This window comes from Phycicoccus endophyticus (assembly GCF_011326735.1).
Lineage (GTDB): Bacteria > Actinomycetota > Actinomycetes > Actinomycetales > Dermatophilaceae > Phycicoccus > Phycicoccus endophyticus.
The window spans coordinates 46,854-73,081 of the sequence record NZ_JAANCN010000001.1; the positions used below are offsets into that span (position 1 = coordinate 46,854).

Below are 26,228 nucleotides of genomic sequence, written 5' to 3' on the forward strand. Positions count from 1 at the left end.
GGTGAACCAGCCCGGGCGCGCCGCGCAGCACACCAGGAACAGGAGAGTCGTCGCCCCATGCCTCTGAGCACCGAGGTCAAGCAGCAGATCATCACCGAGTACGGCACGTCCGAGGGCGACACCGGCTCGCCCGAGGTGCAGGTCGCGCTGCTCACCCAGCGCATCAAGGACCTCACCGAGCACAGCCGCCAGCACGGGCACGACCACCACTCCCGCCGTGGCCTGCTCCTGCTCGTCGGCCGTCGCCGCCGGCTCCTGCGCTACCTGGAGAGCATCGACGTCGAGCGCTACCGCTCGCTCATCAAGCGGCTCGGTCTGCGCCGTTGAGACTTCCGAGAGGGCGGTCCCCGCATCCGCGTGGGGGCCGCCCTCTCGTGTGAGCGGCCCCCGGCCGCTCGTGGAGAACCACAACTGAACATCGTCAGCACGTCCGGCGCCGCACCGCGGCGCCACCCGAAGGAACACCCGCGCACAACGACGATGCGCGCGGTGCGACACCCGAAGAAAAGGAGGGCCCATGGAGGGTCCCGAGATCACCGCCACCGAAGCCGTCATCGACAACGGCAGCTTCGGTACCCGTACCGTCCGGTTCGAGACCGGGCGCCTGGCCAAGCAGGCCGGAGGCGCAGTCGCCGCCTACCTGGACGAGGACACGATGCTCCTGTCCACCACCACCGCCGGGAAGTCCCCGCGCGAGGGTTTCGACTTCTTCCCCCTGACCGTCGACGTCGAGGAGCGGATGTACGCCGCGGGCAAGATCCCCGGCAGCTTCTTCCGTCGTGAGGGCCGCCCGTCGACCGACGCGATCCTCACCTGCCGGCTCATCGACCGCCCGCTGCGCCCCACGTTCACCAAGGGTCTGCGCAACGAGGTGCAGGTCGTCATCACGGTCCTGTCCCTCAACCCCGACCACCAGTACGACGTCCTCGCCATCAACGGCGCGAGCGCGTCGACGCAGATCTCGGGCCTGCCCTTCTCCGGCCCGATCGGCGGCGTGCGCGTCAGCCTCATCGACGGCCAGTGGGTCGCGTTCCCGAACTTCAGCGACATCGAGCGCTCGACGTTCGACATGGTCGTCGCGGGCCGGATCGCCGGCGACGACGTCGCGATCATGATGGTCGAGGCCGAGTCCACCGAGTCCACCTGGGACCTCGTGACCGTCGGCGGCAAGCAGGCGCCGACCGAGGAGGTCGTCGCCGAGGGGCTCGAGGCCAGCAAGAAGTTCATCAAGGTCCTCTGTGAGGCCCAGAGCGAGCTGGCCGAGAAGGCCGCCAAGCCGGTCGAGCAGTTCCCGATCTTCCTCGACTACGAGGACGACGCCTACGCGGCGGTCGAGGAGGCCACCTCGGCCGACCTCGCCTCGGCGCTGCAGATCGCCGGCAAGACCGAGCGCGAGAGCCGCATCGACGAGATCAAGGAGTCGATGAAGGCCTCCCTCGCCGAGCGCTTCGAGGGCCGCGAGAAGGAGTTGTCCGCCGCCTACCGCAGCGTGCAGAAGAAGCTCGTGCGCGAGCGCATCCTGCGCGACAAGGTCCGCATCGACGGCCGTGGCCTCGCCGACATCCGCGCCCTGAGCGCCGAGGTCGAGGTCCTGCCCCGCGCCCACGGCTCGGCGATCTTCGAGCGCGGCGAGACCCAGATCATGGGCGTGACGACGCTGAACATGCTCCGGATGGAGCAGCAGCTGGACACCCTCTCGCCGGTGACCCGCAAGCGCTACATGCACAACTACAACTTCCCGCCGTACTCGACCGGTGAGACCGGCCGGGTGGGCTCCCCGAAGCGCCGCGAGATCGGCCACGGCGCGCTCGCCGAGCGGGCCCTGATGCCGGTGCTGCCCACCCGCGAGGAGTTCCCCTACGCGATCCGGCAGGTCTCCGAGGCGCTCGGCTCCAACGGGTCGACGTCGATGGGGTCCGTGTGTGCCTCGACCCTCTCGCTGCTCAACGCCGGGGTGCCGCTGCGCGCACCGGTCGCCGGCATCGCGATGGGTCTGGTCTCGGCGGAGGTCGACGGGCAGACGCAGTACGCGGCGCTCACCGACATCCTCGGTGCCGAGGACGCCTTCGGCGACATGGACTTCAAGGTCGCCGGGACGCGGGAGTTCGTCACCGCCATCCAGCTCGACACCAAGCTCGACGGCATCCCCGCCGACGTGCTCGCCGGTGCGCTGACCCAGGCCCGTGACGCCCGCCTGCACATCCTCGACGTCATGCACGAGGCGATCGACGCCCCGGACGAGATGTCCCCGTACGCCCCGCGCGTCATCTCGGTGAAGGTCCCGGTCGACAAGATCGGCGAGGTCATCGGCCCCAAGGGCAAGATGATCAACCAGATCCAGGAGGACACCGGCGCCGACATCTCCATCGAGGACGACGGCACGGTCTACATCGGCGCCACCGACGGCCCGTCGGCCGAGGCGGCCCGTGCGGCGGTCAACGCCATCGCCAACCCGCAGATGCCGGAGGTGGGCGAGCGCTTCCTCGGGACCGTCGTGAAGACGACGACGTTCGGGGCGTTCATCTCCCTCCTGCCCGGCAAGGACGGCCTGCTGCACATCTCCGAGGTGCGCAAGCTCGTCGGTGGCAAGCGGATCGACGCCGTCGAGGACGTCCTCTCGGTCGGCCAGAAGATCCAGGTCGAGCTCAAGGAGATCGACCCGCGCGGCAAGCTCAGCCTCGCCGCCGTGCTCGCCGACGACGAGGGTGGCGCGGACGCCGAGCCGGCGTCGAACGCCCCCGTGGACGAGGCCGTGGACGAGGCCGCCGACGACGCCGAGCCCGCCGAGGGCGAGGGCGGCGAGCGGTCCGAGCGGCCCCGCCGCACCCGTCGCCGCCGCGGCGGCCGCGGTCGTGGTGAGCGCTCGGACGAGGGCGCCAGCGCCGACGTCTGACCCGACCGACGCCCAGGGGCCCCGGCACACCGACGGTGTGCCGGGGCCCTGGCGTCGGTGCCCCCGGCACGTCGGTGTCGGTGTCCGCTTGCTGCCACCGCGGTGTCCGGGAGTGGATTACCGTGGGCGCACGACGGCCGGGGGGTGGTCGTGGATGCAGGAGGAGGGGTGGCCCGTGGAGGAACCGACGGACGACACGGCGGTCGGCGAGGGCACGGCCGCGCCACCGGACCGACCAGAGCCGGTGCCCCCCGCTGCGGCGCCCGAGGTCGACGGGAGGGACCACGGGCGCGACGGCGGCGTGGCGCTGCCCGAGGGCGGTGCTGCCTGGGCCTGAGCCGCCGCAGCGGCCCGGACGCACCGGAGCCCGCACCGGCTGGGGTGCGGGCTCCGGGGGAGTGGCTCAGGCGGCGGCGCGGGCGCGCAGCTGGTGGGGCGCGCTCCAGCGCATCTCCATGCGCGTGCGGCCCGTGGTGTCGGTCACCGGGACCCAGCGCACGGCCAGGCCGGTACGGGTCGTCGTGGGTGCGACCTTCTTCATCTCAGGCCCCCTTTCCGTGTCGTTCATCTGCTGTTCACCTTCAGGGTACCTCAGTCCTCGCCTGAAGATGAACTTCCGGTGAACGAACGGCGCGGTCCGGGGCCCTGCCCGCCACGGGCACCGGCGGCCGCCGAGGCGCGGCCCCGGCGCTGGCTACAGTGGCGGTCATGAGTGGGACGAAGGTGGCCGTCGTCGGGGCCGGTGGGCGGATGGGCCGGGCCGCCTGCGCCGCGGTCGAGGCCGCCGACGACCTCGAGCTCGTCGGCCGGTTCGGTCGCACCGACGAGCTCGGCGACCTCGCCGGCGCCGACGTGGCCGTCGAGCTCACGGTCCCGGACGCGTCACCGGCCACGGTCGCGCACTGCGTCGGCCGGGGCGTGCACGTCGTCGTGGGGACGAGCGGGTGGGACGAGGAGCGTCTGGGGCGCCTGCGCGACCAGCTCGAGGAGGCGCCGGGAGTCGGGGTTCTCGTGGCCCCGAACTTCGCCGTCGGCGCGGTCCTGATGATGGAGCTCGCCCGCCGCGCGGCGCCGTTCTTCGAGTCGGTGGAGATCCTCGAGATGCACCACCCGGACAAGGTCGACGCTCCCTCGGGCACCGCGGCGCGCACGGCCGAGCTCGTCGCCGAGGCCCGCTCACACGCCGGTGTGCCTCCTGCCCCGGACGCCACCGCCCGCGACCCCGACGGGGCGCGCGGCGCCCGGCTGCACGGCGTCCCGGTCCACTCGGTACGGCTGCGCGGTCTCGTGGCCCACCAGGAGGTGCTGCTCGGCAACCCCGGCGAGGTGCTCACGCTGCGTCACGACTCGCTGGAGCGCAGCTCGTTCATGACGGGCGTGCTCACCGGGGTGCGCCGGGTGGCCGAGCACCCGGGGCTGACGGTCGGGCTCGAGCACTACCTCGGCCTCGACGCCTAGGCCGGGGATGGGCCCCGTCCTCGTCCTGTGCGCCCACGGCACCCGGGACCCGCACGGCCGCGCGACCGTTGCCGACGCCGTGGCCGCGGTGGCGGCGGCGGCGCCGGAGACCGAGGTCCGTGAGGCCTACGTCGACGTCCACGGACCGCGGGTCGAGGACGTCGTCGCCGCCCTGCCCACCGCCGCGAGCGGGCCGGCGGGCGTCGTCGTGCCCCTGCTGCTCGCCGCGGGCTACCACGTGCGTGTCGACCTCGCCGCGGCGGTCGCGGGGCGCCCGGACGTGCTCCTCGCGCCGGCCCTCGGCCCGGACGAGCGCCTCGTGGGGGTCCTCGCGGACCGGCTGGCCCGGCGGCTGCGACCCGGGGACGCGGTCGTCCTGGCCCCTGCAGGCTCGAGCGACCCCCGGGCCCAGGCCGACTCGGAGCAGACCGCCCGGATGCTCGGTGCCCGGCTCGGCACGGCGGTCGGCGTCGGCTACGCGGCCGGTCCGTCGCCGAGCGCCGCGCGGGCCGTCGCCGATGCCCGTGCCGCCGGTGCCCGCCGCGTCCTGCTCGCCTCCTACCTGCTGGCGCCCGGCTTCTTCCAGGGCCGCCTGGAGCAGGCCGGCGCCGACGTCGTCACCGGGCCGCTCCTGCCCGAGCCGCGGGTGGTCCAGCTCGTGCTCGACCGGTACCGGGCCACCGGGTCAGCCCCAGCCGAGGGCGCGTAGCCCGGCCGCGACGAGCGCGGCCGCCGCGACGACGACCAGGAAGTCGGCGCGCAGCGCGAGCAGGACCACCGCAACGCCGAGCGCGGCAGCCCGGGCGTCGAGCACGAGCTCCCCACCGCCGGCGACGAGCGTCTGGACCACGACGAGGGCGGCGAGCAGGGCCACCGGGAGCAGGGCGACGACCCGTGAGCTCCGCTCGTCCTGCACCCAGCGGGCCGGGAGGAGGTATCCGGCGAGCTTGAGGGCGTAGGCGGCGGCGCACGCGAGGAGCACCGTGGTCCAGGTCGTCACGGCAGCGGGTCCGCCCCGGGCAGCTCGCCGGTGCGCGAGGTCGGTGGCCCCTCGTGGCGGCCGCCGCGGCGCAGCCCCACCACCAGGGCCGCGAGCGCGGCGAGGACGACGGGCGCGCCGGCGGGGAGGGCGGGGCTGGCCAGGAGCGCGACGAACCCCGCGAGAACGGCCGTCGCGGCCGCGTCTGCGCTGCGCAGCCGCGGCCACAGAAGGGCCGCGAACGCCGCAGCGGCCGCCGCGTCCAGCCCGTACCGCCGCGGGTCGCCGAGGGCGTTGCCGACGACCGCGCCGAGCAGGGTCATCAGGTTCCAGCCGACGAAGACCGCGAGTCCGGTGCTCCAGAAGCCGAGCCGCTGCGCCGCCGGCTCGGGCTGCCCGACGCCGACCGCCGTCGACTCGTCGATCGTCAGCTGGGCCGCCGCCAGCCGCCGCAGGCCACGGACCTCGAGGATGCGGGAGGTCTGCAGCCCGTAGAGGCCGTTGCGCACCCCGAGCAGGGTCGAGGTCGCGACCGCCGCGGCGCCACTGCCACCGGCACCGAGGACCCCGACGAGCGCGAGCTGGGACCCGCCGCTGAACAGCAGCAGCGAGAGTGCCTGGGTCTGCCACACGTCCAGGCCCGAGGCGACCGACAGCGCACCGAAGGAGACGCCGTAGGCGCCGGTCGCCGCACCGACCGAGAGCGCCTGGCGGCGGACGGTGCGCCGGCGCTGCGCGGACAGCGGTGCGGCGCCCTCGGCGCTCATCCCTCGTCCGGCTCGCCGACCCGGACGAGGAGACGGACCTCCCGCAGGGTGGCCCCGTCCGGGGAGACCACCCGGTCGCGGTAGGCGCCGTCCGGTCCGAACCCCGAGGCGGTGAGGAAGCCTCGGGTGTGCTCGTCGTCGGCGGGCAGCCAGGCCGTGACCGCCTCGGCGCCGGCCTCACGCAGGACGTCGACCGAGGCGTTGAGCAGCCGGGAGCCGTGCCCCTGGCGGCGCGCGTCGGGGTGGACCGCCAGCAGGGTGACCTCGGCCCAGGCCGGGTCGGCGTCGGGGTCCTGGGAGGGGCCCACGGCCAGGGCGCCGACGACCTGGGCGCCGGCGAGGGCCACGAGCAGCCGGTGCACCCCGGGCGGCGGGTGGGCGAGGCTCTCGCGCCAGGCCCGCGCGAACGCGTCGGGCTCGAAGAGGGCGAGGACGTCCTCGGGCAGGCGCCTGGCGTAGGCGTCGCGGAAGACCGCCGCCTGGACCCGGCCGACCGCCGGCGCGTCGTTCGGGCCCGCACCGCGCACGCTGGCGTCGGCCACCGGCCCGGTGCCGGGATGCCCGTGCCCGTGCCCGTGCCCGTGCTCGGGGGCGGGCATCAGTGGCCCCGGAACCGGGGCTCGCGGCGCTCGGCGAAGGCCGCTCGGCCCTCGGTGAGGTCCTCACTGGCCCAGGCCCGCGCGAACGCCGCCTCGTAGCGCGCCACGGCCGGGGCGTCGTCGTGGGGGGTGTCGAGCCCGAGCTTGGACCCCGCCTGGCTCAGGGGCGCCAGGCCGGTGCAGCGCTGCGCCAGGGTGCGGGCCTCCTCGAGGCCGCCGCGCACCTGGGTGAAGCCGAGGCGCCAGGCGTCCTCGGCGTCGAGGACGGCGGCGGTGAGCACGAGGTGGCGGGCCGCGCCCTCGCCCCAGACCCGGGCCAGCCGGTCGAGGGTCCAGTGGTCGACCATGAGCCCGAGGCGCGCCACCGGGACGGCGAAGCGCGCGGAGTCCGCGACGACCCGGACGTCGCAGGCGAGCGCCAGCTGCATGCCCAGGCCCATGCACGAGCCCTCGACGGCCGCGACCGTGACGAGGGGGAGACCGGCCAGGTGCTCGAGGACCTCGGCGAGCCGCCGGGTGAACGAGACGTCCTCGAGCTCGGTGAGGTCGGCTCCGGCGCAGAAGTGGCCCTCGGCGCCGGTGACCACGAGCGCGCGCGCCCCGGCGTCCACGGCCGAGACGACGGCGGCGTGCAGCTCCTCGAGGGTGGCCAGGTCGAGGGCGTTGCGGCGGTGGGTGCGGTCGATGGTGAGGACGGCGACGTGGTCGGTGAGCGCGGCGTGGACGGACACGCCGACGACCCTACCGATGACCGGCCAGGGGCTCAGCGGCGCTCGTAGGTGACCCAGGCGAAGTGCTCGCGCGGCTCACGCGCGCTCTCCCGCCAGGTGCTCGGGTCGACCGGGGGGAAGTGCACGTCGCCGGCGGGCTCGAGGTCGACCTCGGTGAGCAGCAGCCGGTGGGCGTAGGGCATCGCCGCCGCGTACACCTCACCGCCACCGGCGACGAAGACCTCGTCGGCGGGCCCGGCGAGCGAGAGCGCCTCGGCGAGGGAGTGGGTGGTCTCGACCTCGGCGTGCGACCAGTGCGGCTGGCGGGTGATGACGATGGTGCGCCGCCCGGGCAGGGCCCGGCCGATGGAGTCGAAGGTGCGGCGCCCCATGACGAGCGGGTGGCCCATCGTCGTGCGCTTGAAGAAGGCGAAGTCCTCGGGCAGGTGCCACGGCAGCGAGCTGCCCGAGCCGATGACCCCGTTACGGGCGACGGCGGCGATGAGGGAGACGCGGGTCATACCGCGATCGGGGCCTTGATCGAGGGGTGGGCCTCGTAGCCGACGAGCTCGAAGTCCTCCAGCTCGTAGGCGTCGATGCTCTCGCGCGGGGTGATCCGCATCGTCGGCAGGGGGCCCGGCTCGCGGCTGCGCTGGAGCGCCGCCTGCTCGAGGTGGTTGAGGTAGAGGTGGGCGTCGCCGAGGGTGTGGACGAGCTCGCCGGGGCGCAGGTCGGTCTGCTGGGCGACCATCATCGTGAGCAGCGCGTAGCTCGCGATGTTGAAGGGGACCCCGAGGAAGACGTCGGCGCTGCGCTGGTAGAGCTGGCAGTCCAGGTGGGCCGGGCCGCCGTCGTCGGCGGGGCGGACGTAGAACTGGAACATCGTGTGGCACGGCGGCAGGGCCATCGCCTCGACCTCGGCCACGTTCCAGGCCGAGACGAGGTGCCGGCGCGAGTCGGGGTTGGTCCGCAGGGACTCCAGGACGGCGGCGATCTGGTCGACCGTGCGGCCGTCCGGCGTCGGCCAGGAGCGCCACTGGTGCCCGTAGACCGGCCCGAGGTCGCCGTGCTCGTCGGCCCACTCGTCCCAGATGGTGATGCCGCGCTCCTGCAGCCAGCGCACGTTGGTGTCGCCGCGCAGGAACCACAGCAGCTCCCCGATGATCGAGCGCAGGTGCAGCCGCTTGGTGGTGAGGACGGGGAAGCCGGCGGTGAGGTCGAAGCGCATCTGGTACCCGAAGACGCTGCGTGTCCCGGTGCCGGTGCGGTCGGACTTGCGCACACCGTGGCTGGCGACGTGGTCGAGCAGGTCGAGGTACTGGCGCACGCCGCGAGACTACTCGGCACCGCCGACTCACCGGTCGCCCGACGGGTGGGCCGGCCCGCGCGGGCGAGCACTACGCTGGAGGGCATGCCTCCCTCACCCTTCGGCCGGGTCCTCACCGCGATGGTCACGCCGATGGTGCCGGGCGGGGCGGTCGACGAGGGTGGTCTCGAGGCCCTCGTCGAGCACCTGCTCGCGACCGGCCACGACGGGCTCGTCGTCAACGGCACGACGGGGGAGGCCTCGACGCTCACCGACGAGGAGAGCATCGCGACGGTCGCCCGGGTCTCCCGGGCCGCGGCCGGGCGAGCCCGGGTGGTGGCGGGTGTCGGGTCCAACGACACCGCGCACGCCGTCCACATGGCCACCGAGGCGGCCCGGGCCGGGGCCGAGGGTCTGTTGCTCGTCTCGCCGTACTACAACAAGCCCACCCAGCCCGGCCTCGTCGCCCACTGTCGTGCGGTGGCCGACGCCACCGACCTGCCGGTCATGCTCTACGACATCCCCGGGCGCACCGGCATCGCGTTCGCCCACGAGACGCTGCTCGCCCTCGCCGAGCATCCCCGCGTGCTCGCCGTCAAGGACGCCAAGGGCGACCTGTGGGCGGCGACCCGCGCGATGGCCGCGACCGACCTGCTGTGGTTCAGCGGTGAGGACGCGCTCAACCTGCCGCTGCTCGCCCTGGGGGCCACCGGCGTGGTCTCGGTCGTCGGCCACGTCGCCGGTGCGCACTACCGGGCGATGGTCGAGGCCGTCGACCGCGGCGACCTGGTGAGCGCGCGGCGGCTGCACGCCGGCCTCGTGCCCGTCGTCGAGGCGCTCATGACCACCTCGCAGGGCGCGATCATGGCCAAGGCCGCGCTCGTCGAGCTCGGCGTCCTCGAGCACGCCACCGTCCGCCTGCCCCTGGTCGAGTCGCCGCCCGAGCACCTCGCGCTGCTCCGCACGGCCCTGGCCACCCTCCCCACCCCGAAGGACTCATGAGCCACCCCCACCCCGACCTGGACACCCCCGCCCCGCTCGCCCCCGGAGGCGTCCGGGTGACCCCCCTCGGCGGCCTCGGCGAGATCGGCCGCAACATGACGGTCGTCGAGCACGAGGGGCAGCTGCTCGTCATCGACTGCGGCGTCCTCTTCCCCGACGACCACCACCCGGGGATCGACCTCATCCTGCCGGACTTCTCCTCGATCGAGGACCGCCTCGAGCAGGTGCAGGCCATCGTCCTCACCCACGGCCACGAGGACCACATCGGGGCGGTGCCCTACCTGCTGCGCCTCAAGCCGGACATCCCGCTCGTCGGCTCGCAGCTGACCCTGGCGCTCGTCGAGGCCAAGCTCAAGGAGCACCGGATCACCCCGTTCACCCTCGGGGTGGCCGAAGGGGCCCGGGAGCGGCTCGGGGTGTTCGACTGCGAGTTCGTCGCCGTGAACCACTCCATCCCCGACGCGCTCGCGGTGTGCGTGCGCACCTCCGGGGGGACCCTGCTGCACACCGGTGACTTCAAGATGGACCAGCTCCCGCTCGACGGGCGCCTGACCGACCTGCGCGCCTTCGCCCGGCTCGGGGAGGAGGGTGTCGACCTGTTCCTCACCGACAGCACCAACGCCGAGGTCCCCGGCTTCACCACCCCCGAGCGGGAGATCGCGCCGGCCATCGACAAGGTCTTCCGGCACGCCGAGCGGCGGATCATCGTCGCCTGCTTCTCCTCGCACGTCCACCGGGTCCAGCAGGTGCTCGACGCCGCGTCCAAGGCCGGCCGCAAGGTGGCACTCATCGGCCGTTCGATGGTGCGCAACATGGGCATCGCCGCCGAGCTGGGCTACCTGCACGTGCCCGACGGCGTGCTCGTCGACGTCAAGGCGCTCGACGACCTGCCCGACCGCAAGGTCGTCCTCGTGTGCACGGGGAGCCAGGGCGAGCCGATGGCCGCCCTCTCGCGGATGGCCAACCGCGACCACCGGATCGAGGTGGGGGAGGGCGACACCGTCCTGCTCGCCTCCTCGCTCATCCCCGGCAACGAGAACGCCGTCTACCGCGTGATCAACGGCCTGATGCGGCTCGGCGCGACCGTCGTCCACAAGGGCAACGCGAAGGTGCACGTCTCCGGGCACGCCAGCGCCGGCGAGCTGCTCTACTGCTACAACATCGTCAAGCCGCGCAACGTGCTGCCGGTGCACGGGGAGTGGCGCCACCTCAAGGCCAACGCCGAGCTCGCGGTCCAGACCGGGGTGCACCCCCGGGGGGTCGTCGTCGTCGAGGACGGCGTCGCCGTCGACCTCGTGGGCGGGCGGGTCCGGGTGGCCGGTGCGGTCGAGTGCGGCTACGTGTACGTCGACGGGTCCTCGGTCGGCGAGGCGGACGAGACCCTGCTCAAGGACCGTCGGATCCTGCGCGACGAGGGGTTCATCTCGGTGGTGGTCGTCGTCGACTCCAGCAGCGGGAAGCTCGTCGCCGGGCCGGAGATCATCGCGCGCGGGTTCACCCCCGACGACATCGTCTTCGACGAGGTCCGGCCCCGCATCGAGGAGGCGCTGGCCCAGGCGACCGCCCAGGGGGTCACCGACTCCTACCAGCTCCAGCAGGTCGTCCGCCGGACCCTCGGCACCTGGGTGGGGCGCAGGATCCGCCGGCGGCCGATGATCATCCCGACGGTCATCGAGGCCTGAGCCCGCCCGAGCGACGGGCGGCCGGCAGGTTCTCGGATCTTTTTTCGCCGATGAGCACGTGCCAACAGTAAAGAGTTAGTAAAGTGGGAGTCAGCGCAGGGTCAAGCCACTCTCCGGGCAGGGCTCTTCGCCCGCCCCGGAGGTCCCCCATCCGCCCAGCGCGTCCCCCGCTTCGGCGGGGGGCTCCCAGGGTGGGAGACACAGGTGCCGGCCTCGACCCTTCCACGGGGCCGGCAGGTGCGGCGTCCCACTCGAAGACAGGGGTCGAGCGGGACGCCGCACTCCTGTCTGGCGTGGCGGTGCTCCGCGTGTGACGCGTGAGTCCTGTGTGACTCTCGCGTAGCCTGCGGGCATGGCGACACGCACGTCCACGACCTCGCGCGCCCGCGGCGGCACCCGACGCCCCGCGAGCCGCTCGGGGTCGGCGGCGCCCCGGGCCCGGCGGCGCACCCCACCCAAGGGGGGGCTCCCGCTGCCGCTGCGGGCCGCCCAGAGCACGTGGATGGGCCTGGCCCACGCGACCGGCGCCGTGGCGCGCAAGGTCGGCGACACCGGCCGCGACCTCGAGCCCGAGCACCGTCGTGACGGGGTGGGGCTGCTGCTCGTCGCCCTCGCCGTCGTCGTCGCCTCGCGGGAGTGGTGGGGGATGCCCGGCGCGGTGGGGACCATCGTCCACGCCGTGGTCGCCGGCACCCTCGGCAAGGTCGGGTACGCCGCCCCGCTCGTGCTCCTCGCGTTCGGGCTGCGCATCCTGCGCGCTCCCGCCGACGACGCGGCCACCTCGCGGATGGCGGTGGGCACGGTCGCGCTGACCTTCGCCACCTGTGGCCTCGTGCACGTCTCGGCCGGCATCCCGACCCCGCCCGAGGGGGCGGACGGCATGCGGGCCGCGGGGGGCATCATCGGCTTCCTCGCCTCCAGCCCGCTCGAGGCCGCGGTCTCGGTGTACGGCACCGTGCCCCTCCTGCTGCTCCTCGGACTCTTCGGGGTCCTCGTCCTCACCGCGACCCCGCTGCACCAGGTACCGCAGCGGCTGCGCGAGGTCGCCGACCGGCTCACCGGTGCCCAGCCGGCCACCGCCGAGGACCCGGAACCGGAGCCGGAACCGCGGCGCCGGCGCCCCCGCCGGACGCCCGAGACCGACGAGGTCGCCGAGCGCGAGGCCTTCGAGCAGGCCGTCGCCGTCGACCCCCGGACCGGCAAGCGGCTGCGGCCGGGCCAGAAGCGGCCCGCCGCGCCCGACGCCGCGGCTGCCGGGGGAGACCCGGCCGGGTCCGCCGGGCTCGCCCCCTCCGCGGCGGCCGCCAAGACCTCCCTGGAGGCCCCGCCCACCTCGCAGCTTCCCCAGCGCGTCGAGCAGCTCTCGCTCGCCGGCGACGTCACCTACGCCCTGCCCGACTCCGGGATCCTCTCGGCCGGCAGCCCGCACAAGACGCGCAGCGCGGCCAACGACCGGGTCGTCGAGGCGCTCACCCAGGTGCTCGAGCAGTTCGACATCGACGCCCAGGTGACCGGGTTCACCCGCGGGCCGACGGTCACCCGCTACGAGGTCGAGCTCGGCCCCGGGATCAAGGTCGAGCGGGTGACCGCCCTCTCGCGCAACATCGCCTACGCGGTCGCGAGCGCCGACGTGCGCATCCTCTCGCCGATCCCCGGCAAGTCCGCGATCGGCATCGAGATCCCCAACACCGACCGCGAGAAGGTGAGCCTCGGGGACGTGCTGCGCAGCCAGGTGGCCCGCGGGACCGAGCACCCCATGGTCATGGGCGTCGGCAAGGACGTCGAGGGCGGGTACGTCATCGCCAACCTCGCCAAGATGCCGCACATGCTCGTCGCCGGGGCCACCGGCGCGGGCAAGTCCAGCTTCGTCAACTCGCTCATCGTCTCGGTCCTCATGCGGGCCACCCCGGACGAGGTTCGCCTCGTCCTCGTCGACCCCAAGCGGGTGGAGCTGACCGCCTACGAAGGCATCCCGCACCTGATCACCCCGATCATCACGAGCCCGAAGAAGGCCGCGGAGGCCCTCCAGTGGGTCGTGCGGGAGATGGACACCCGCTACGACGACCTCGCGCAGTTCGGCTTCAAGCACATCGACGACTTCAACAAGGCGGTGCGGGCCGGCAAGGTCTCGCCCGTGCCGGGCTCGGAGCGGGTCATCGCGCCCTACCCGTACCTGCTCGTCATCGTCGACGAGCTCGCCGACCTGATGATGGTCGCCCCCCGCGACGTCGAGGAGTCGATCGTCCGGATCACCCAGCTCGCCCGGGCGGCGGGCATCCACCTCGTCCTGGCGACCCAGCGACCCTCGGTCGACGTGGTCACCGGCCTGATCAAGGCCAACGTGCCCTCCCGGATGGCGTTTGCCACCTCCTCGCTCGCCGACAGCCGGGTCGTGCTCGACCAGCCCGGCGCCGAGAAGCTCATCGGCCAGGGCGACGCGCTCTTCCTGCCGATGGGCGCGAGCAAGCCGATGCGCGTCCAGGGCGCGTGGGTGACCGAGTCCGAGATCCACGGCGTCGTCGGGCACGTCAAGGGCCAGCTCGCGCCGGCCTACCGCGAGGACGTCACCGTCGCCGCGCCGAAGAAGCAGGTCGACGACGACATCGGCGACGACCTCGACCTGCTGCTCCAGGCGACCGAGCTCGTCGTGACGACCCAGTTCGGGTCCACCTCGATGCTCCAGCGCAAGCTGCGGGTCGGCTTCGCCAAGGCCGGCCGGCTCATGGACCTGCTCGAGTCGCGTGGCGTCGTCGGCCCGAGCGAGGGCTCCAAGGCGCGCGACGTGCTCGTCAAGGCCGAGGACCTGCCGACCACCCTGGCGCTGCTGCGCGGCGAGGACGTCCCCGAGGCCGAGGAGCCGTTCGACGGCGAGGCGATGGACGGCGACGCCCACACCCTCGCCCGGGCGGCCGCGCCCGGGGGTGCGACCCCGCCTGCCGGTCCGAGCGGCGAGGACACCGCGGAGGTGCCCGTCGTGCGCTACGGGGTCGACGCCGTCGCCGAGGACCTCGACCGCTACCCGGTCGCCGTCGACCACGGCGACGGCGAGGACGGCTCCGAGGACGCCTGGGACCTCACCGGCCGGCGCTGACCGGCATCCCCGCCGGGCGCCGCCCGGGGACTACGGTGTCGGCCATGGCGGTGATGTGGGACGAGCTCCAGGAGCCGGCCTCGACGTGGGGCCGGTGGCGGGCGACGCTGCGCAAGCAGCCCTCGGCCTTCCTCCTGATGGCCCAGGTGCTCGTCATCCTCCTGCTGCCCTTCCTCCAGGACAGCGGCCCCCAGAGCACGGGCCTGGGCCGGGCGCTCATCTCCCTGCTCAGCCTCGCTGCGGTCACCGCGGCGGTGTTCACCGTGCGCAGCACGCCGGCCCTGACCTGGCTGTCGGTGATCTTCGCGCTCCCCGCTGCCGTCTTCGAGGTGTGGAGCATCCTCAGCCCGGAGTCGCTCGTGCTCGTGCTGGCCCACACGGCCCTCGCGGTCTTCTACGTCTACACGGCCTACGCGCTCATCTCGTACATGTTCGAGGACGCCTGGGTCACCAAGGACGAGCTGTTCGCCGTCGGCGCCTGCTTCACGGTCCTCGTCTTCGCCTTCGCCTACGTCTTCTTGGCCATCCAGGAGGTCTGGCCGCACTCGTTCACCTCGGTCGACGGGCCCGGGCAGCGCAGCCTGCTCGAGCTGCTCTACTTCTCCGGCGCCAACCTCACGAGCGTCGGGCTCTCGGACGTCGGGCCGGTGCGCCCGCAGGCCCGGGCCGTGGTGACGATCGAGCAGCTCGGCGGCGTGCTCTACGTCGCGATGGTCATCTCCCGGCTCGTCGCCCTCACGGTGATGCGCGCCCGGCAGTGACCCGGCCCGCCGGTCAGGCCGGGACCCCGTCGAGGTCCTCGATCCGGGCCAGCGACGGGCCCCGGGTGGCGGCGAGGGCCCCGGCGCGCTCCTCGGCCTCGCCGAGGACCCGCAGGGCGTTGCCGCTGGTCAGTGCGGCGAGGTCGGCGTCGCTCCAGCCGCGCTCGGCGAGCGCGGCGAGCAGCCGGGGGTACCCGCGCACGTCCTCGAGCCCCACCGGCTGGACGTCGACGCCGTCGTAGTCGCCGCCGAGCCCGACGTGCTCGACCCCGGCGGCCTCCCGGACGTGCTCGCAGTGCGCCACGACGTCCGCGACCGTGGCCTGCGGTGCGGGGTGGGTGCGTCGGCGGGCAGCCGCGAACGCCGTGTACGCCACGTGGTCGGCGGGAGAGACGCCGGCGGCGAGCGCCGCGTCGGCCGCCTCGAGGTCCCACTCGCGCACCGCGGGGCTGACGAACTTCGGCACGAACGTCACGAGGCAGACCCCGCCGTTGGCCGTGAGCCGCTCGAGGACGTCGTCGGGCACGTTGCGGGGGTGGTCGCAGACGGCCCGGGCCGAGGAGTGCGAGAAGAGCACCGGGGACTCGGCGACGTCGAGGGCGTCGTGCATCGTCGTGGCCGCGACGTGGGAGAGGTCGACGAGCATCCCGAGCCGGTTCATCTCCCGCACGACCTCCCGCCCGAACGTGGTCAGGCCGCCGTGGCAGGGCTCGTCGGTCGCGGAGTCGGCCCACGGCACGTTGTCGTTGTGCGTCAGGGTGAGGTAGCGCACGCCGAGCGCGAAGAGCATCCGCAGCGTCCCGAGCGAGGAGTCGATGCTGTGCCCGCCCTCGGCCCCCATGAGCGAGGCCACCCGTCCGCGGGCCACGGCGGCCTCCACCTCGCGGCGGGAGGTGGCCAGGGCCAGGTCGCGCGGGTAGCGGCGGACCATCGAGTGGACCGCGTCGACCTGCTCGAGGGTGGCCGCCAGCGCGGCGTCGCCCTGGAGGGTCGCCGGCACGAAGACCGACCAGAACTGCGCGCCCACGCCGCCCTCGCGCAGGCGGGGCAGGTCGGTGTGGGTCGGGAGACCTCCGGCGGCCAGGTCCAGCCGGCCCCAGTCGTAGCCGACGCGCTCGCGCGCCTCCCACGGCAGGTCGTTGTGGCCGTCGAGGACCGGGTGGTCGCGCAGCAGCGCGCGGATCCGCTCGCTCGTGTGCTCGGGCATGCGCGCGACCCTACCGGGGGCCGCGGGGTCAGCCGCGGCGCGCAACTAGAGTGACGGCATGACCACCCGTGCGACCCGCGGCAGCGTGGCGCTCGTCACCCTCGGCTGCACCCGCAACGAGGTCGACTCCGAGGAGCTCGCCGGGCGGCTGGCCGCCGACGGGTGGCGCCTCGTCGAGGACGCCGCCGACGCCGACGTCGCGGTGGTCAACACGTGCGGCTTCGTCGAGCAGGCCAAGAAGGACTCCATCGACACCCTCCTCGAGGCCGCCGACCTCAAGGAGAGCGGACGCACCCGGGCCGTCGTCGCCGTCGGCTGTCTCGCCGAGCGCTACGGGCGCACCCTCGCCGAGGAGCTCCCGGACGCCGACGCGGTCCTCGGCTTCGACTCCTACGCGCAGATGTCCACGCATCTGCAGTCGGTGCTCGCCGGCGGGCGGCCGCCGGCCCACGTCCCTGGCGACCGCCGCCGGCTGCTGCCGCTGGCGCCGCTCGCCCGGCCGGCGGCCTCCGGCGCGGTCGCGCTGCCGGGCCACGGCGGGCCGGTGGTGCGCGCCCGGCTGGGCTCGGCTCCCTGGGCTCCCTTGAAGATCGCGAGCGGCTGCGACCGGCGCTGCGCCTTCTGCGCCATCCCCTCCTTCCGGGGCTCGTTCGTCTCCCGCCGTCCCTCCGAGGTCCTCGACGAGGCCCGCTGGCTCGCCGGCGAGGGGGTGCGCGAGCTGCTCCTCGTCAGCGAGAACTCGACGTCCTACGGCAAGGACCTCGGCGACCTCGCACTGCTCGAGGCGCTGCTGCCCGAGCTCGCGGCGGTCGAGGGGGTCGAGCGGGTCCGGGTGTCCTACCTCCAGCCGGCCGAGGTCCGCCCCGGGCTGCTCGAGACGATGGCCGCGACACCCGGCGTGTGCGCCTGGTACGACCTGTCCTTCCAGCACGCCTCCACGCCGGTGCTGCGGCGGATGCGGCGCTTCGGGGGGACCGAGGCCTTCCTCGGGCTGCTCGAGGGGGTGCGCGAGCGGCAGCCGGCCGCGGGGGCCCGCAGCAACGTCATCGTCGGTTTCCCCGGCGAGACCGAGGCCGACGTCGAAGAGCTCGAGCGGTTCCTTCTCGCCGCCCGGCTCGACGTCGTCGGTGTCTTCGGGTACTCCGACGAGGACGGCACCGAGGCCGAAGGGCTCCCGGGCCACCTCCGCCCGGAGGTCGTTGCCGAGCGGGTCGAGCGGGTGACGGGGCTCGTCGAGGAGCTCACGGCGCAGCGGGCGCTCGAGCGGGTCGGCGAGCCGGTCACCGTCCTCGTCGAGGAGCACGACGAGGACGAGGACGGCCTCGTGCTCGGGAGGGCCGAGCACCAGGGGCCGGAGGTCGACGGCGTCTGCCTTCTGCGCGTCCCCGCCGGGCGGCCCCGCCCGCAGGTCGGCACGTTCCTCCAGGGTGCCGTCGTCGGGGCCGAGGGGGTCGACCTGCTCGTGGAGGCCCGATGAGCGAGCACCCGCCGCGCCCCCCGCGGCCCGTGCGGCCCGGGCCGCTCGCCGACGGGCGGATGAGCGACCCGTACCGCGTCGGCATCGACCCGGCGAGCCCCGCCGTCCCCGAGACCGGCCCGAGCGTCTGGAACATCGCCAACGTTCTCACGCTCGTGCGGCTGGCGCTCGTGCCCGTCTTCGGCTGGCTGCTCCTGGCGCACGGCGGCCAGCAGCCCGGCTACCGCTGGGCCGCGTTCGCGGTGTTCGCCCTCGCGATGGTCACCGACCGGGTCGACGGCGACCTCGCTCGCAGCCGAGGCCTCGTGACGAACGTCGGGAAGGTCCTCGACCCGATCGCCGACAAGGCCCTGGTGACGATGGCGCTCGTCGGGCTCTCGAGCGTCGGTGAGGTGATGTGGTGGGTCACCGGGCTCGTCCTCCTGCGGGAGTGGGGGGTCACCGCGCTGCGGTTCTGGGTGATCCGGCACGGGGTCATGGCCGCCAACCGCGGTGGGAAGCTCAAGACCCTCCTGCAGACGATCGGCATCGGCCTCTTCCTGTGGCCGCGCTGGACGATGCCGGCGCCGGGCCTGTGGGACGCGCTGGCCTGGGTGCTGCTCGGTGCGGCCGTCGTGCTCACCGTCGTCACCGGCCTGGACTACCTCGTGCAGGCCCTCCGGCTGCGCCGCACGAGCGAGCGGGCCGAGCGCAAGCGGGCCGAGCGCGCCGCGCGGCGGGCCGGTGAGGCGGGGCCGGCGTCGTGAGCGGCGAGGCCGCACGGCTCGTCGCGGACCTGGCCGAGGCCGGGCTGAGCGTCGGCACGGCCGAGTCGCTGACCGGTGGGCTGGTCTGTGCCGCGCTCGTGGACGTCCCGGGGGCCTCTGCGGTCGTGCGCGGCGGGGTCGTCGCCTACGCCACCGACCTGAAGGCCTCGGTGCTCGGGGTCGACGAGGAGCTGCTGCGGCGCGCCGGGGCGGTCGACCCGCAGGTGGCCGCCCAGCTGGCCCGTGGGGCGTGCCGGGTGCTCGGCAGCGACCTCGGGGTGTCGACCACCGGGGTCGCCGGCCCGGAGCCGGCCGACGGTGCGCCGGTCGGCACGGTCTTCCTCGCCGTCGCGGGGCCCGGTGGAACAGCCGTGGAGGAGCACGCGTTGACCGGTGACCGAGCCGCCGTGCGCGCGGCCACCGTGTGGCTCGCCCTCGACCTGCTCTCCCGCGCCGTCCAGGACCTGCGGGACGCTGCGGGTGGTGCGCGGTACGGTGGTGGCACGACCGACGGGCCGAGGTCCACCGAGGAGACACCGTGATCCTGCTTCGCCACGAGCTGGGCGAGGTCCTGCGCGAGGTGCGCACGGGCCAGGGCCGCACGCTGCGCGACGTCGCCGCGACCGCCGCGGTCTCCCTCGGCTACCTCAGCGAGATCGAGCGCGGGACCAAGGAGGCCTCCTCCGAGCTGCTCGCCTCGGTCTGCGACGGCCTGGGGGTCAGCCTCTCCGAGCTGCTCGGCCTGGTCCAGCAGCGGGTCGAGCACGTCGAGACCCTCCGCGCGCCGGTCACCCTCCCCGTCGGGCCCGCCGCCGGCGAGGTCTCGGCCTCCGCCGCCTGAGCGCGCGCGACCCTCACGGGGTGCGGCGCCGGTAGGCCCCCCGGGGCCCGGGGGTGCTCCCCAGGGGGCGCTGTACCCGCCCGTCGTCGCCCGGCGCGAGGCCGCCCTGGCACGTGGGGCACGAGAACACGGTGCGCTCGTGCGGGGCCCGCCCCGCCAGGGCGACCCGGACCGTGTCCCCGCACCGGCGGCACGGACGGCCCGAGCGGGCGTGGACGTAGCCGTCCTCACCGGCGCGGGCGACCCCGGTGCTCGTTTGCCAGCCGGAGCGCTCGGCCGCGGCCATGAGCCGGTGCAGGCGCGTGAGCAGCCGGTGCACGGTGTCCGGGTCGGTCCCTGCCGCGGGAGCCCACGGGTGCAGCCCGTGGAGGAAGAGCAGCTCGCTGGCCCAGAACGTCCCGACACCGGCGAGGACCCGCTGGTCGAGCAGGGCCTCGGCGAGCGTCCCGGGGTGCCGGTGCAGGTTCGCGGCGGCCCGCGCCGGGTCCCAGTCGGGCCCGAGCACGTCCGGCCCGAGGTGCCCGACGAGGTCGCCTTCGCGCGCCGTCGGGAGGACGTCGAGCATCCCGAGCCGGAGCCCGAGGGCCGACCAGTCCTCGGTGAGCACGGCGGCCCGCAGGTCGTGGCGGCGCAGTGCCCGCTCGGTGCGTGCGCCGGGGTGCTCCACCCGCCACTGGCCCTCCATCCGCAGGTGGGTGTGCAGCGTCGTGCCCGTCGCGAAGCGGTGGAGGATGTGCTTGCCGCGAGCGACCACCTCGAGGGTCACCACCCCCCGCAGGTCCACGTCGGGCACGCTCGGCCAGCGCAGCTCGGCCCGGGTGACGAGCCGCCCGGCGAGCGCCCGGTGCAGCCGGTCCGCGGTGCGGTGGACGGTGTCACCCTCCGGCACAGGCCCTCACCGCCGCATCCGCAGGCCACGCGGGGTGAGGTGGAAGCCGGCCGCCTCGAGCGCGGCCGCCACCGGGTGGTCCGAGCCGAGCAGCCGGTCACCGTCGGCCCGCTCGACGGTGACCCGCCCGAGATGCCCCTGGCGCACCGCCGCGCCGAGAGCCGTCGCGGCCACCGTGAGCACCTCGACGTCGTCGCTGTAGGTGAGCAGCGTGCGGCCGCCCCGCTCGACGTAGAGGGCCAGCAGGCCACCGACGAGCACGACGACCGCACCGGCCTTGCGCCCCGCCTGGTGGCGCCGACGGCGGCCCTCGGGTGCGTCCTCGGGCGCGGTGTCGAGGACGCGCTCGGGCCACGGGAGGGCGGCGCCGTAGGGGTTGGCCGGGTCGCTCGCGGCGAGCACGACGGCGTCGGCACCGCCCCGGTGGTGGCCGCCGGCCCGGAGCCGGTCGATGGCGCCCGACGTGCCGAACTGCGAGGCGCCCAGCCCCTCGACGAAGTAGCCGCGGCGCACCCGGCCGCTCTCCTCCGCCCGGCCGTAGACCCGGTACACCCCGGCGAACCCCCCGGGGACGTCCTCGGCGGCGACGGCCCCGCGCGTCACCACGCCGTACCGGTCGAGCAGCAGCTCGGCCGTGGCGAGCGCGCGCAGGGTGGGCTCCTGGTCGACCGGCGACAGCAGGGACCACCGCCCGGTGGTGCGTGGCGGCCCGGAGCGCAGGGGCAGCGCGGGGCGGGTGGGGGCGGACCCGAGGGCGCCCAGGGGTCCACGCCGCCCCCCGTAGCGGGTACGCCGCGGCCCGCTCGCCGCGCGGCGGTGCGCCGTCCGCCCGCCGGCGAGCAGCGCGCGGACGGGGGCGAAGGTGTCGCCGGTGACCCGGCCGGACCACACGAGTCCCCACAGCGAGGTGGCCAGCGCCTCGTCGTCGCTGGACCCCAGGCGGTCGGCCAGACCACGGAAGAAGTGCCCGCCGCCCCCGGCGAGCGCGTCGAGCAGCGCCCGGCCGTCCTCGTCGGGGACCTGGTCGGGGTCCGGTCCGGGGAGGGTGAGCTGGGCCGAGTCGGCGACGTGCAGCGAGACCCAGCCGTCGTCACCGGGCAGGGACCCGTGACCGGCCCAGAGCACCTCACCGCTGGCGAGGAGCTCGTCCAGCAGCGCGGGGGAGTAGTCGGCCACCCGGGCGGGCAGCACGAGGGACTCGACCGCGCTCGCGGGCAGCACCGCACCGCTGAGCTGCTCGACCACGCGCAGGACTCCGTCGCGACCCCGCAGCCGGCCGCCGACCCCCTGCCACTCGGCGAGGAAACGGCCGAACGCCTCGGGCGGCACCGGCTCGACCTCGGCCCGCAGCGCCGCGAGCGAACGGCGGCGGAGGGTGCGCAGCACCTCGGCGTCGCAGAGCTCGGTGCCTCCGCCGCCGGTCGGCAGCAGCTCGCCCTCGACCACCCGGCCGCTCGCGACGAGGCGGGCGAGGGCGGGGGCCACGACGGCCACGCCGAGGCCGTAGGCCTGCGCGACCTGGGCGGGACGGAACGGCGCGTGGGTGCGCGCGTAGCGCGCGACGAGGTCGCCGAGCGGGTCCGCGACCGGCTCGAGGAAGGTCTGCGCCACCCCCGGCGGGAGGGAGGCACCGAGGGCGTCGCGCAGCCGGGAGGCGTCCTCGACCGCGGCCCACCGTTCCTCGCCGGCGACCCGGACGGGGATGACCTGCCGGACGGCCTCGAGCCCGCCCAGCCACGCCTCGACGTCGTCGCCGGTCACCCCCTCGCGGCAGCGCTGCAGCACGGCGTCGACGCTCAGCGGGCCGAGGGCGCGCAGCAGGTCGAGCACGTCGTCGCCGTCGCGTGCGGCACGCTCGGGGGTCAGGCGCTGGAGCTCGGCCTCGGTGCGGGCGACCTGCTCGGCGTCGAGGAGGTCGCGCAGCGCGAGCCCCTCGGAGCCGCCGAGGAGCTCTGCGAGCAGGCCCGGGTCGAGGGCGAGGGCGGCGGCCCGGCGCTCGGCGAGGGGGGTGTCTCCCTCGTAGAGGAACTGGGCGACGTAGCCGAACAGGAGCGAGGCGGCGAACGGGGACGGCGTGGCCGACTCGACCTCGACCACGGTGACCCGCCGGGCGGCGACGTCGCGCATCAGCTCGGTCAGGCCCGGCACGTCGAAGACGTCCTGGACGCACTCGCGCACGGCCTCCAGGACGATGGGGAAGGTGGGGAAGCGGCTGGCGACCTCGAGCAGCTGCGAGGCCCGCTGGCGCTGCTGCCACAGCGGCTGGCGACGGTCGGGGCGCCGGCGGGGCAGCAGCAGCGCCCGGGCGGCACATTCGCGGAAGCGGGAGGCGAACAGCGCCGAGCCACCGATCTCGTCGGTGACGATGCCCCGCACCTGCTCGGGGTCGAGGGTCACCAGCTCGAGCAGCTCGCGGCCCACGCCCCGCCGGTCGAGGCCCTCGACGTCGTCCCACTCCAGGTCCGGCAGCCGCAGGACGATGCCGTCGTCGCCGTGCATCGCCTGGACGTCGACGCCGAACCGGTCGCGCATCCGGGCCGAGAGCGCGAGCGCCCACGGGGCGTGGACCTGGGCGCCGAAGGGGGAGTGGACCGCGATGCGCCAGTCGCCGAGCTCGTCGCGGAAGCGCTCGACGACCACGGTGCGGTCGTCGGGCAGGTGCCCCGTGGCCTCCCGCTGCTCGCGCAGGTAGGTGAGCAGGTTCTCGGCCGCCCAGGCGTCCAGCCCCGCCGCCATCACGCGCTCGTGGGCCGCGTCGTCCGACAGCGCGCCCACCTCCCGGACGAACTCCCCGACGGCCCGGCCGAGCTCGGCGGGACGCCCGAGGGAGTCGCCCTTCCAGAACGGCAGCCGACCCGGCAGCCCGGGTGCCGGGGTGACGAGCACCCGGTCGTGGGTGATGTCCTCGATCCGCCAGGTGCTCGTGCCGAGGGTGAACAGGTCACCGACCCGGGACTCATAGACCATCTCCTCGTCGAGCTCGCCGACCCGCCGGCCCGGACCCTCACCGGTTGCGAGGAAGACCCCGTACAGCCCGCGGTCGGGGATGGTCCCGCCGGAGGTCACCGCGAGCCGCTGGGCGCCGCGTCGGCCGACCAGGGTGTCGGAGAGCCGGTCCCAGGTGAGCCGGGCACGCAGCTCGGCGAAGTCCTCGCTCGGGTAGCGGCCGGCGAGCATGTCGAGGACGGACTCGAGCACCGGGCGGGTCAGCGTGGCGTAGGGGGCGCTGCGACGGGCGAGCGCGAGCAGGTCCTCGACGCCCCACTCCTCGAGCGCGCACATGGCGACGACCTGCTGGGCGAGGACGTCGAGCGGGTTCTGCGGGACCCGCAGCGCCTCGATCGACCCGGTGAGCATGCGCTCGACGACCACCGCGGTCTGCACGAGGTCGCCGCGGAACTTGGGGAAGAGCACCCCTCGGGAGACGGCCCCGACCTGGTGACCGGCCCGGCCGACCCGCTGCAGGCCGGAGGCCACCGACGGCGGGGACTCGACCTGCACGACGAGGTCGACCGCCCCCATGTCGATGCCGAGCTCGAGGCTGCTCGTCGCGACGACCGCCGGCAGCCGGCCGGACTTCAGCTCCTCCTCGATCTGGCCCCGGTGCTCCTTGCTCACCGAGCCGTGGTGGGCCCGGGCGATCACCGGCGCCGCCCCCGCGCTGCGCCCGGACTGGGCCATCACCTGGGCCGGCGCGGCGGCGAGGGTGGCCGGACGTGGGTCGGCACCCGGGGCGCCGACGGCGGCGTCGCCGTCGGCCGCCTCGAGCCGCTCCTGCCAGATCTCGTTGAGCCGGGAGGTCAGCCGCTCGGCGAGCCGGCGGCTGTTGGCGAACACCAGGGTGGAGGTGTGCTCGGCGACGAGGTCGACGATCCGCTCCTCGACGTGCGGCCAGATGCTCGCCCGCCGCTCGGGCCCGGCCGCGGCACCCGCGAGGTCGCCCGTCGGCTGCCCGAGCTCGGACATGTCGGGGACGGGCACGACGACCCGCAGGTCCCACTCCTTGGCCGCCGGCGGCTGGACGACCTCGACGGGCCGGCCGCCGGCGAGGAAGCGGCCCACCTCCTCGACGGGGCGCACCGTCGCGGAGAGCCCGATCCGCTGCGCCGGGGCCGGCAGCAGGGCGTCGAGCCGCTCGAGGGAGAGGGCGAGGTGGGCGCCCCGCTTCGTGCCGGCGAGGGCGTGCACCTCGTCGAGCACGACCGTCTCGACCCCGGTGAGGGCCTCCCGGGCGGCGGAGGTGAGCAGGAGGAAGAGCGACTCCGGGGTCGTGATGAGGATGTCGCTCGGGGTGCGGGCGAACGCCCGGCGCTCGTCCGCGGGGGTGTCGCCGGACCGTACGGCGACCGTGGTCTCCGGTTCGGGCAGGCCGAGGCGGGCCGCGGCGTGCCGGATGCCGACGAGCGGGCTGCGCAGGTTGCGCTCGACGTCGACGGCGAGCGCCTTCATCGGCGAGACGTAGAGGACGCGGCAGCGCCGGAGCCGTTCGGCCGGCACCGGCCGCGAGGCCAGCCGGTCGAGGGCCCACAGGAAGGCCGCGAGCGTCTTGCCCGACCCGGTGGGAGCCACGACGAGGGCGTGGTGGCCGCCGGAGATCGCCTCCCAGGCGCCGGCCTGGGCCGGGGTGGGTGCGCTGAAGCTGCCCCGGAACCAGGCGGCGGTGGCGGGGGAGAACCGGTCGAGGACGTCACCATCCATGCTGGTGACACCCTCTCACCCGGCACCGACACCGGGCCGCGTGCGTGGCTAGGCTCGAGCGGTGGCCGGTCCGCGGCCCCAGCGACGGAAAGGACGCCCATGGAGCAGCGACCCCTCGGACGCACCGGCCGCGAGGTCTCGGCCGTCGGCCTCGGCACCTGGCAGCTCGGCGCCGACTGGGGCGAGGTCAGCGAGGACGACGCGCGCACCGTGCTGCGGGCCGCCGTGGACGGCGGGGTCACCCTCCTGGACACCGCGGACGTCTACGGCGACGGCCGCAGCGAGTCGCTCATCGGTGCCTTCCTCGCCGAGAACCCCGGGCACGGGGTGGCCGTGGCGACGAAGATGGGCCGGCGGGTCGAGCAGGACCCCGCCAGCTACACCCTCGAGCACTTCCGCGACTGGACGGCACGCAGCCGGCGCAACCTCGGCGTGGAGAGTCTCGACCTGGTCCAGCTGCACTGCCCGCCGAGCGCCACCATCGAGGACGAGGCGACCTACGACGCGCTCGACACCCTGGTCGCCGAGGGCGCCGTGCGGGCCTACGGGGTGTCGGTCGAGACGTGTGCCCAGGCACTGGCCGCGATCGCCCGCCCCCACGTGACGAACGTCCAGATCATCCTCAACGCCTTCCGTCTCAAGCCGCTCGAGGAGGTCCTGCCCGCCGCGCGCGAGGCCGGCGTGGCGGTCTTCGCGCGGGTCCCGCTCGCGTCCGGGCTGCTGTCGGGCAGGTACACCCGGGAGACGTCGTTCGCGGCGGAGGACCACCGCAGCTACAACCGCCGGGGCGAGGCCTTCGACCGTGGCGAGACCTTCTCCGGGGTCGACTTCGACACCGGCCTCGAGGCGGCGGCCCGGCTGGCCGAGACGCTGCCGCACGGGGTGTCGCTGGCGGCCGCGAGCCTCGCGTGGGCGGCCTCGCGGCCCGGGGTCACCTCGGTCATCCCCGGAGCCCGCAGCGCGGCGCAGGCGCGGGCCAACGTCGAGGCCGCCTCACTGCTCGAGGGCGGTCTCGACCTCGAGGCGTTCGACGCCGGCGTGCGCGAGGTGTACGACGACCTGCTGCGCGCCGAGGTCCACCCGCACTGGTGAGACCACCGGGGCCGGGCCGGGCCGGACGCA

General features: G+C 74.9%; 24 protein-coding genes. 14 read left to right on the forward strand and 10 right to left on the reverse strand.

Features of this window, described 5'->3' with window-relative positions:
• Positions 1-57 precede the first annotated feature (57 nt).
• The 3 genes from rpsO (at position 58) to G8D98_RS00210 (ending at position 3,230) form a co-directional block, all read left to right on the forward strand.
• Positions 58-327, forward strand: coding sequence for a 30S ribosomal protein S15 (rpsO, locus tag G8D98_RS00200; protein ID WP_166097572.1), 270 nt, complete (start codon positions 58-60; stop codon positions 325-327).
• 190 nt (positions 328-517) lie between these two features.
• Positions 518-2,893 (forward strand): polyribonucleotide nucleotidyltransferase, encoded by a 2,376-nt coding sequence (locus G8D98_RS00205; protein ID WP_166097575.1) that lies wholly within the window; start codon positions 518-520, stop codon positions 2,891-2,893.
• Between the two features lie 175 nt (positions 2,894-3,068).
• Positions 3,069-3,230, forward strand: a complete 162-nt coding sequence (locus G8D98_RS00210) for a hypothetical protein (RefSeq protein WP_166097577.1) — start codon at positions 3,069-3,071, stop codon at positions 3,228-3,230.
• A 66-nt stretch (positions 3,231-3,296) separates the two neighbouring features.
• Here G8D98_RS00210 and G8D98_RS00215 read toward each other — a convergent pair whose 3' ends face one another.
• On the reverse strand, positions 3,297-3,434 hold the full coding sequence (locus tag G8D98_RS00215) for a hypothetical protein (protein ID WP_166097580.1): 138 nt from the start codon (positions 3,432-3,434) through the stop codon (positions 3,297-3,299).
• Positions 3,435-3,601: 167 nt separating this feature from the next.
• On the opposite strand from G8D98_RS00215, the gene dapB reads away from it, so the two are divergent.
• Together dapB and G8D98_RS00225 are read left to right on the forward strand one after the other, a co-directional pair.
• Positions 3,602-4,351 carry a 4-hydroxy-tetrahydrodipicolinate reductase gene (gene dapB / locus G8D98_RS00220; protein WP_166097582.1) on the forward strand — a complete coding sequence of 250 codons (750 nt, stop codon included), beginning with the start codon at positions 3,602-3,604 and terminating at the stop codon, positions 4,349-4,351.
• Between the two features lie 7 nt (positions 4,352-4,358).
• Entirely contained in the window at positions 4,359-5,060 is a 702-nt protein-coding gene (locus tag G8D98_RS00225) for a sirohydrochlorin chelatase (RefSeq protein ID WP_166097584.1), read from the forward strand.
• Here the strand turns inward: G8D98_RS00225 and G8D98_RS00230 are convergent.
• From G8D98_RS00230 to G8D98_RS00255, 6 genes are read right to left on the reverse strand one after another with little or no spacing between them, the layout of a single operon-like run.
• Entirely contained in the window at positions 5,037-5,351 is a 315-nt protein-coding gene (locus tag G8D98_RS00230; RefSeq protein ID WP_166097587.1) for an AzlD domain-containing protein, read from the reverse strand. The two genes, G8D98_RS00225 and G8D98_RS00230, sit on opposite strands and share 24 nt — an antisense overlap.
• Positions 5,348-6,097 (reverse strand): AzlC family ABC transporter permease, encoded by a 750-nt coding sequence (locus tag G8D98_RS00235; protein ID WP_166097590.1) that lies wholly within the window; start codon positions 6,095-6,097, stop codon positions 5,348-5,350. Before G8D98_RS00235 ends, G8D98_RS00230 begins: the two co-directional genes overlap by 4 nt.
• Positions 6,094-6,696: a GNAT family N-acetyltransferase gene (locus G8D98_RS00240; RefSeq protein WP_166097594.1), complete on the reverse strand. Its 603-nt coding sequence runs from the start codon at positions 6,694-6,696 to the stop codon at positions 6,094-6,096. Before G8D98_RS00240 ends, G8D98_RS00235 begins: the two co-directional genes overlap by 4 nt.
• Entirely contained in the window at positions 6,696-7,427 is a 732-nt protein-coding gene (locus G8D98_RS00245) for an enoyl-CoA hydratase-related protein (RefSeq protein ID WP_166097597.1), read from the reverse strand. The genes G8D98_RS00240 and G8D98_RS00245 overlap by 1 nt, the downstream gene beginning before the upstream one ends.
• A 32-nt stretch (positions 7,428-7,459) precedes the next feature.
• On the reverse strand, positions 7,460-7,927 hold the full coding sequence (locus G8D98_RS00250) for a dihydrofolate reductase (RefSeq protein ID WP_166097599.1): 468 nt from the start codon (positions 7,925-7,927) through the stop codon (positions 7,460-7,462).
• A complete protein-coding gene (locus tag G8D98_RS00255) occupies positions 7,924-8,733 on the reverse strand; it encodes a thymidylate synthase (protein ID WP_166097602.1) in 810 nt (269 codons plus the stop codon). The genes G8D98_RS00250 and G8D98_RS00255 overlap by 4 nt, the downstream gene beginning before the upstream one ends.
• Before the next feature lie 84 nt (positions 8,734-8,817).
• Between G8D98_RS00255 and dapA the strand changes: the two genes are divergently transcribed.
• The 4 genes from dapA to G8D98_RS00275 all read left to right on the forward strand — a co-directional run bounded on the left by dapA (position 8,818) and on the right by G8D98_RS00275 (position 15,248).
• Positions 8,818-9,714, forward strand: a complete 897-nt coding sequence (dapA, locus tag G8D98_RS00260) for a 4-hydroxy-tetrahydrodipicolinate synthase (RefSeq protein WP_166097605.1) — start codon at positions 8,818-8,820, stop codon at positions 9,712-9,714.
• Entirely contained in the window at positions 9,711-11,396 is a 1,686-nt protein-coding gene (locus G8D98_RS00265) for a ribonuclease J (RefSeq protein WP_166097607.1), read from the forward strand. The genes dapA and G8D98_RS00265 overlap by 4 nt, the downstream gene beginning before the upstream one ends.
• A gap of 352 nt (positions 11,397-11,748) precedes the next feature.
• Entirely contained in the window at positions 11,749-14,487 is a 2,739-nt protein-coding gene (locus G8D98_RS00270) for an FtsK/SpoIIIE family DNA translocase (RefSeq protein ID WP_166097610.1), read from the forward strand.
• A gap of 44 nt (positions 14,488-14,531) precedes the next feature.
• Positions 14,532-15,248 (forward strand): two pore domain potassium channel family protein, encoded by a 717-nt coding sequence (locus tag G8D98_RS00275; RefSeq protein ID WP_166097612.1) that lies wholly within the window; start codon positions 14,532-14,534, stop codon positions 15,246-15,248.
• 13 nt (positions 15,249-15,261) lie between these two features.
• On the opposite strand, the gene G8D98_RS00280 is transcribed toward G8D98_RS00275, so the two are convergent.
• On the reverse strand, positions 15,262-16,455 hold the full coding sequence (locus G8D98_RS00280) for a dipeptidase (protein ID WP_166097614.1): 1,194 nt from the start codon (positions 16,453-16,455) through the stop codon (positions 15,262-15,264).
• 58 nt (positions 16,456-16,513) lie between these two features.
• Between G8D98_RS00280 and rimO the strand changes: the two genes are divergently transcribed.
• From rimO to G8D98_RS00300, 4 genes are read left to right on the forward strand one after another with little or no spacing between them, the layout of a single operon-like run.
• On the forward strand, positions 16,514-17,932 hold the full coding sequence (gene rimO, locus G8D98_RS00285) for a 30S ribosomal protein S12 methylthiotransferase RimO (RefSeq protein WP_166097617.1): 1,419 nt from the start codon (positions 16,514-16,516) through the stop codon (positions 17,930-17,932).
• Positions 17,929-18,678, forward strand: coding sequence for a CDP-diacylglycerol--glycerol-3-phosphate 3-phosphatidyltransferase (pgsA, locus tag G8D98_RS00290; RefSeq protein WP_229661723.1), 750 nt, complete (start codon positions 17,929-17,931; stop codon positions 18,676-18,678). Before rimO ends, pgsA begins: the two co-directional genes overlap by 4 nt.
• A complete protein-coding gene (locus G8D98_RS00295) occupies positions 18,675-19,220 on the forward strand; it encodes a CinA family protein (RefSeq protein WP_166097619.1) in 546 nt (181 codons plus the stop codon). Before pgsA ends, G8D98_RS00295 begins: the two co-directional genes overlap by 4 nt.
• Complete coding sequence (locus G8D98_RS00300) at positions 19,217-19,519, forward strand: helix-turn-helix domain-containing protein (protein ID WP_166097622.1); 303 nt, start codon at positions 19,217-19,219, stop codon at positions 19,517-19,519. The genes G8D98_RS00295 and G8D98_RS00300 overlap by 4 nt, the downstream gene beginning before the upstream one ends.
• A gap of 13 nt (positions 19,520-19,532) precedes the next feature.
• On the opposite strand, the gene G8D98_RS00305 is transcribed toward G8D98_RS00300, so the two are convergent.
• Complete coding sequence (locus G8D98_RS00305) at positions 19,533-20,408, reverse strand: Fpg/Nei family DNA glycosylase (protein WP_166097624.1); 876 nt, start codon at positions 20,406-20,408, stop codon at positions 19,533-19,535.
• A gap of 6 nt (positions 20,409-20,414) precedes the next feature.
• A complete protein-coding gene (locus G8D98_RS00310) occupies positions 20,415-25,106 on the reverse strand; it encodes an ATP-dependent helicase (RefSeq protein WP_166097626.1) in 4,692 nt (1,563 codons plus the stop codon).
• Between the two features lie 99 nt (positions 25,107-25,205).
• Here G8D98_RS00310 and G8D98_RS00315 point away from each other — a divergent pair, with 99 nt between their 5' ends.
• Positions 25,206-26,198, forward strand: a complete 993-nt coding sequence (locus tag G8D98_RS00315; protein ID WP_166097628.1) for an aldo/keto reductase — start codon at positions 25,206-25,208, stop codon at positions 26,196-26,198.
• Positions 26,199-26,228: the final 30 nt, after the last annotated feature.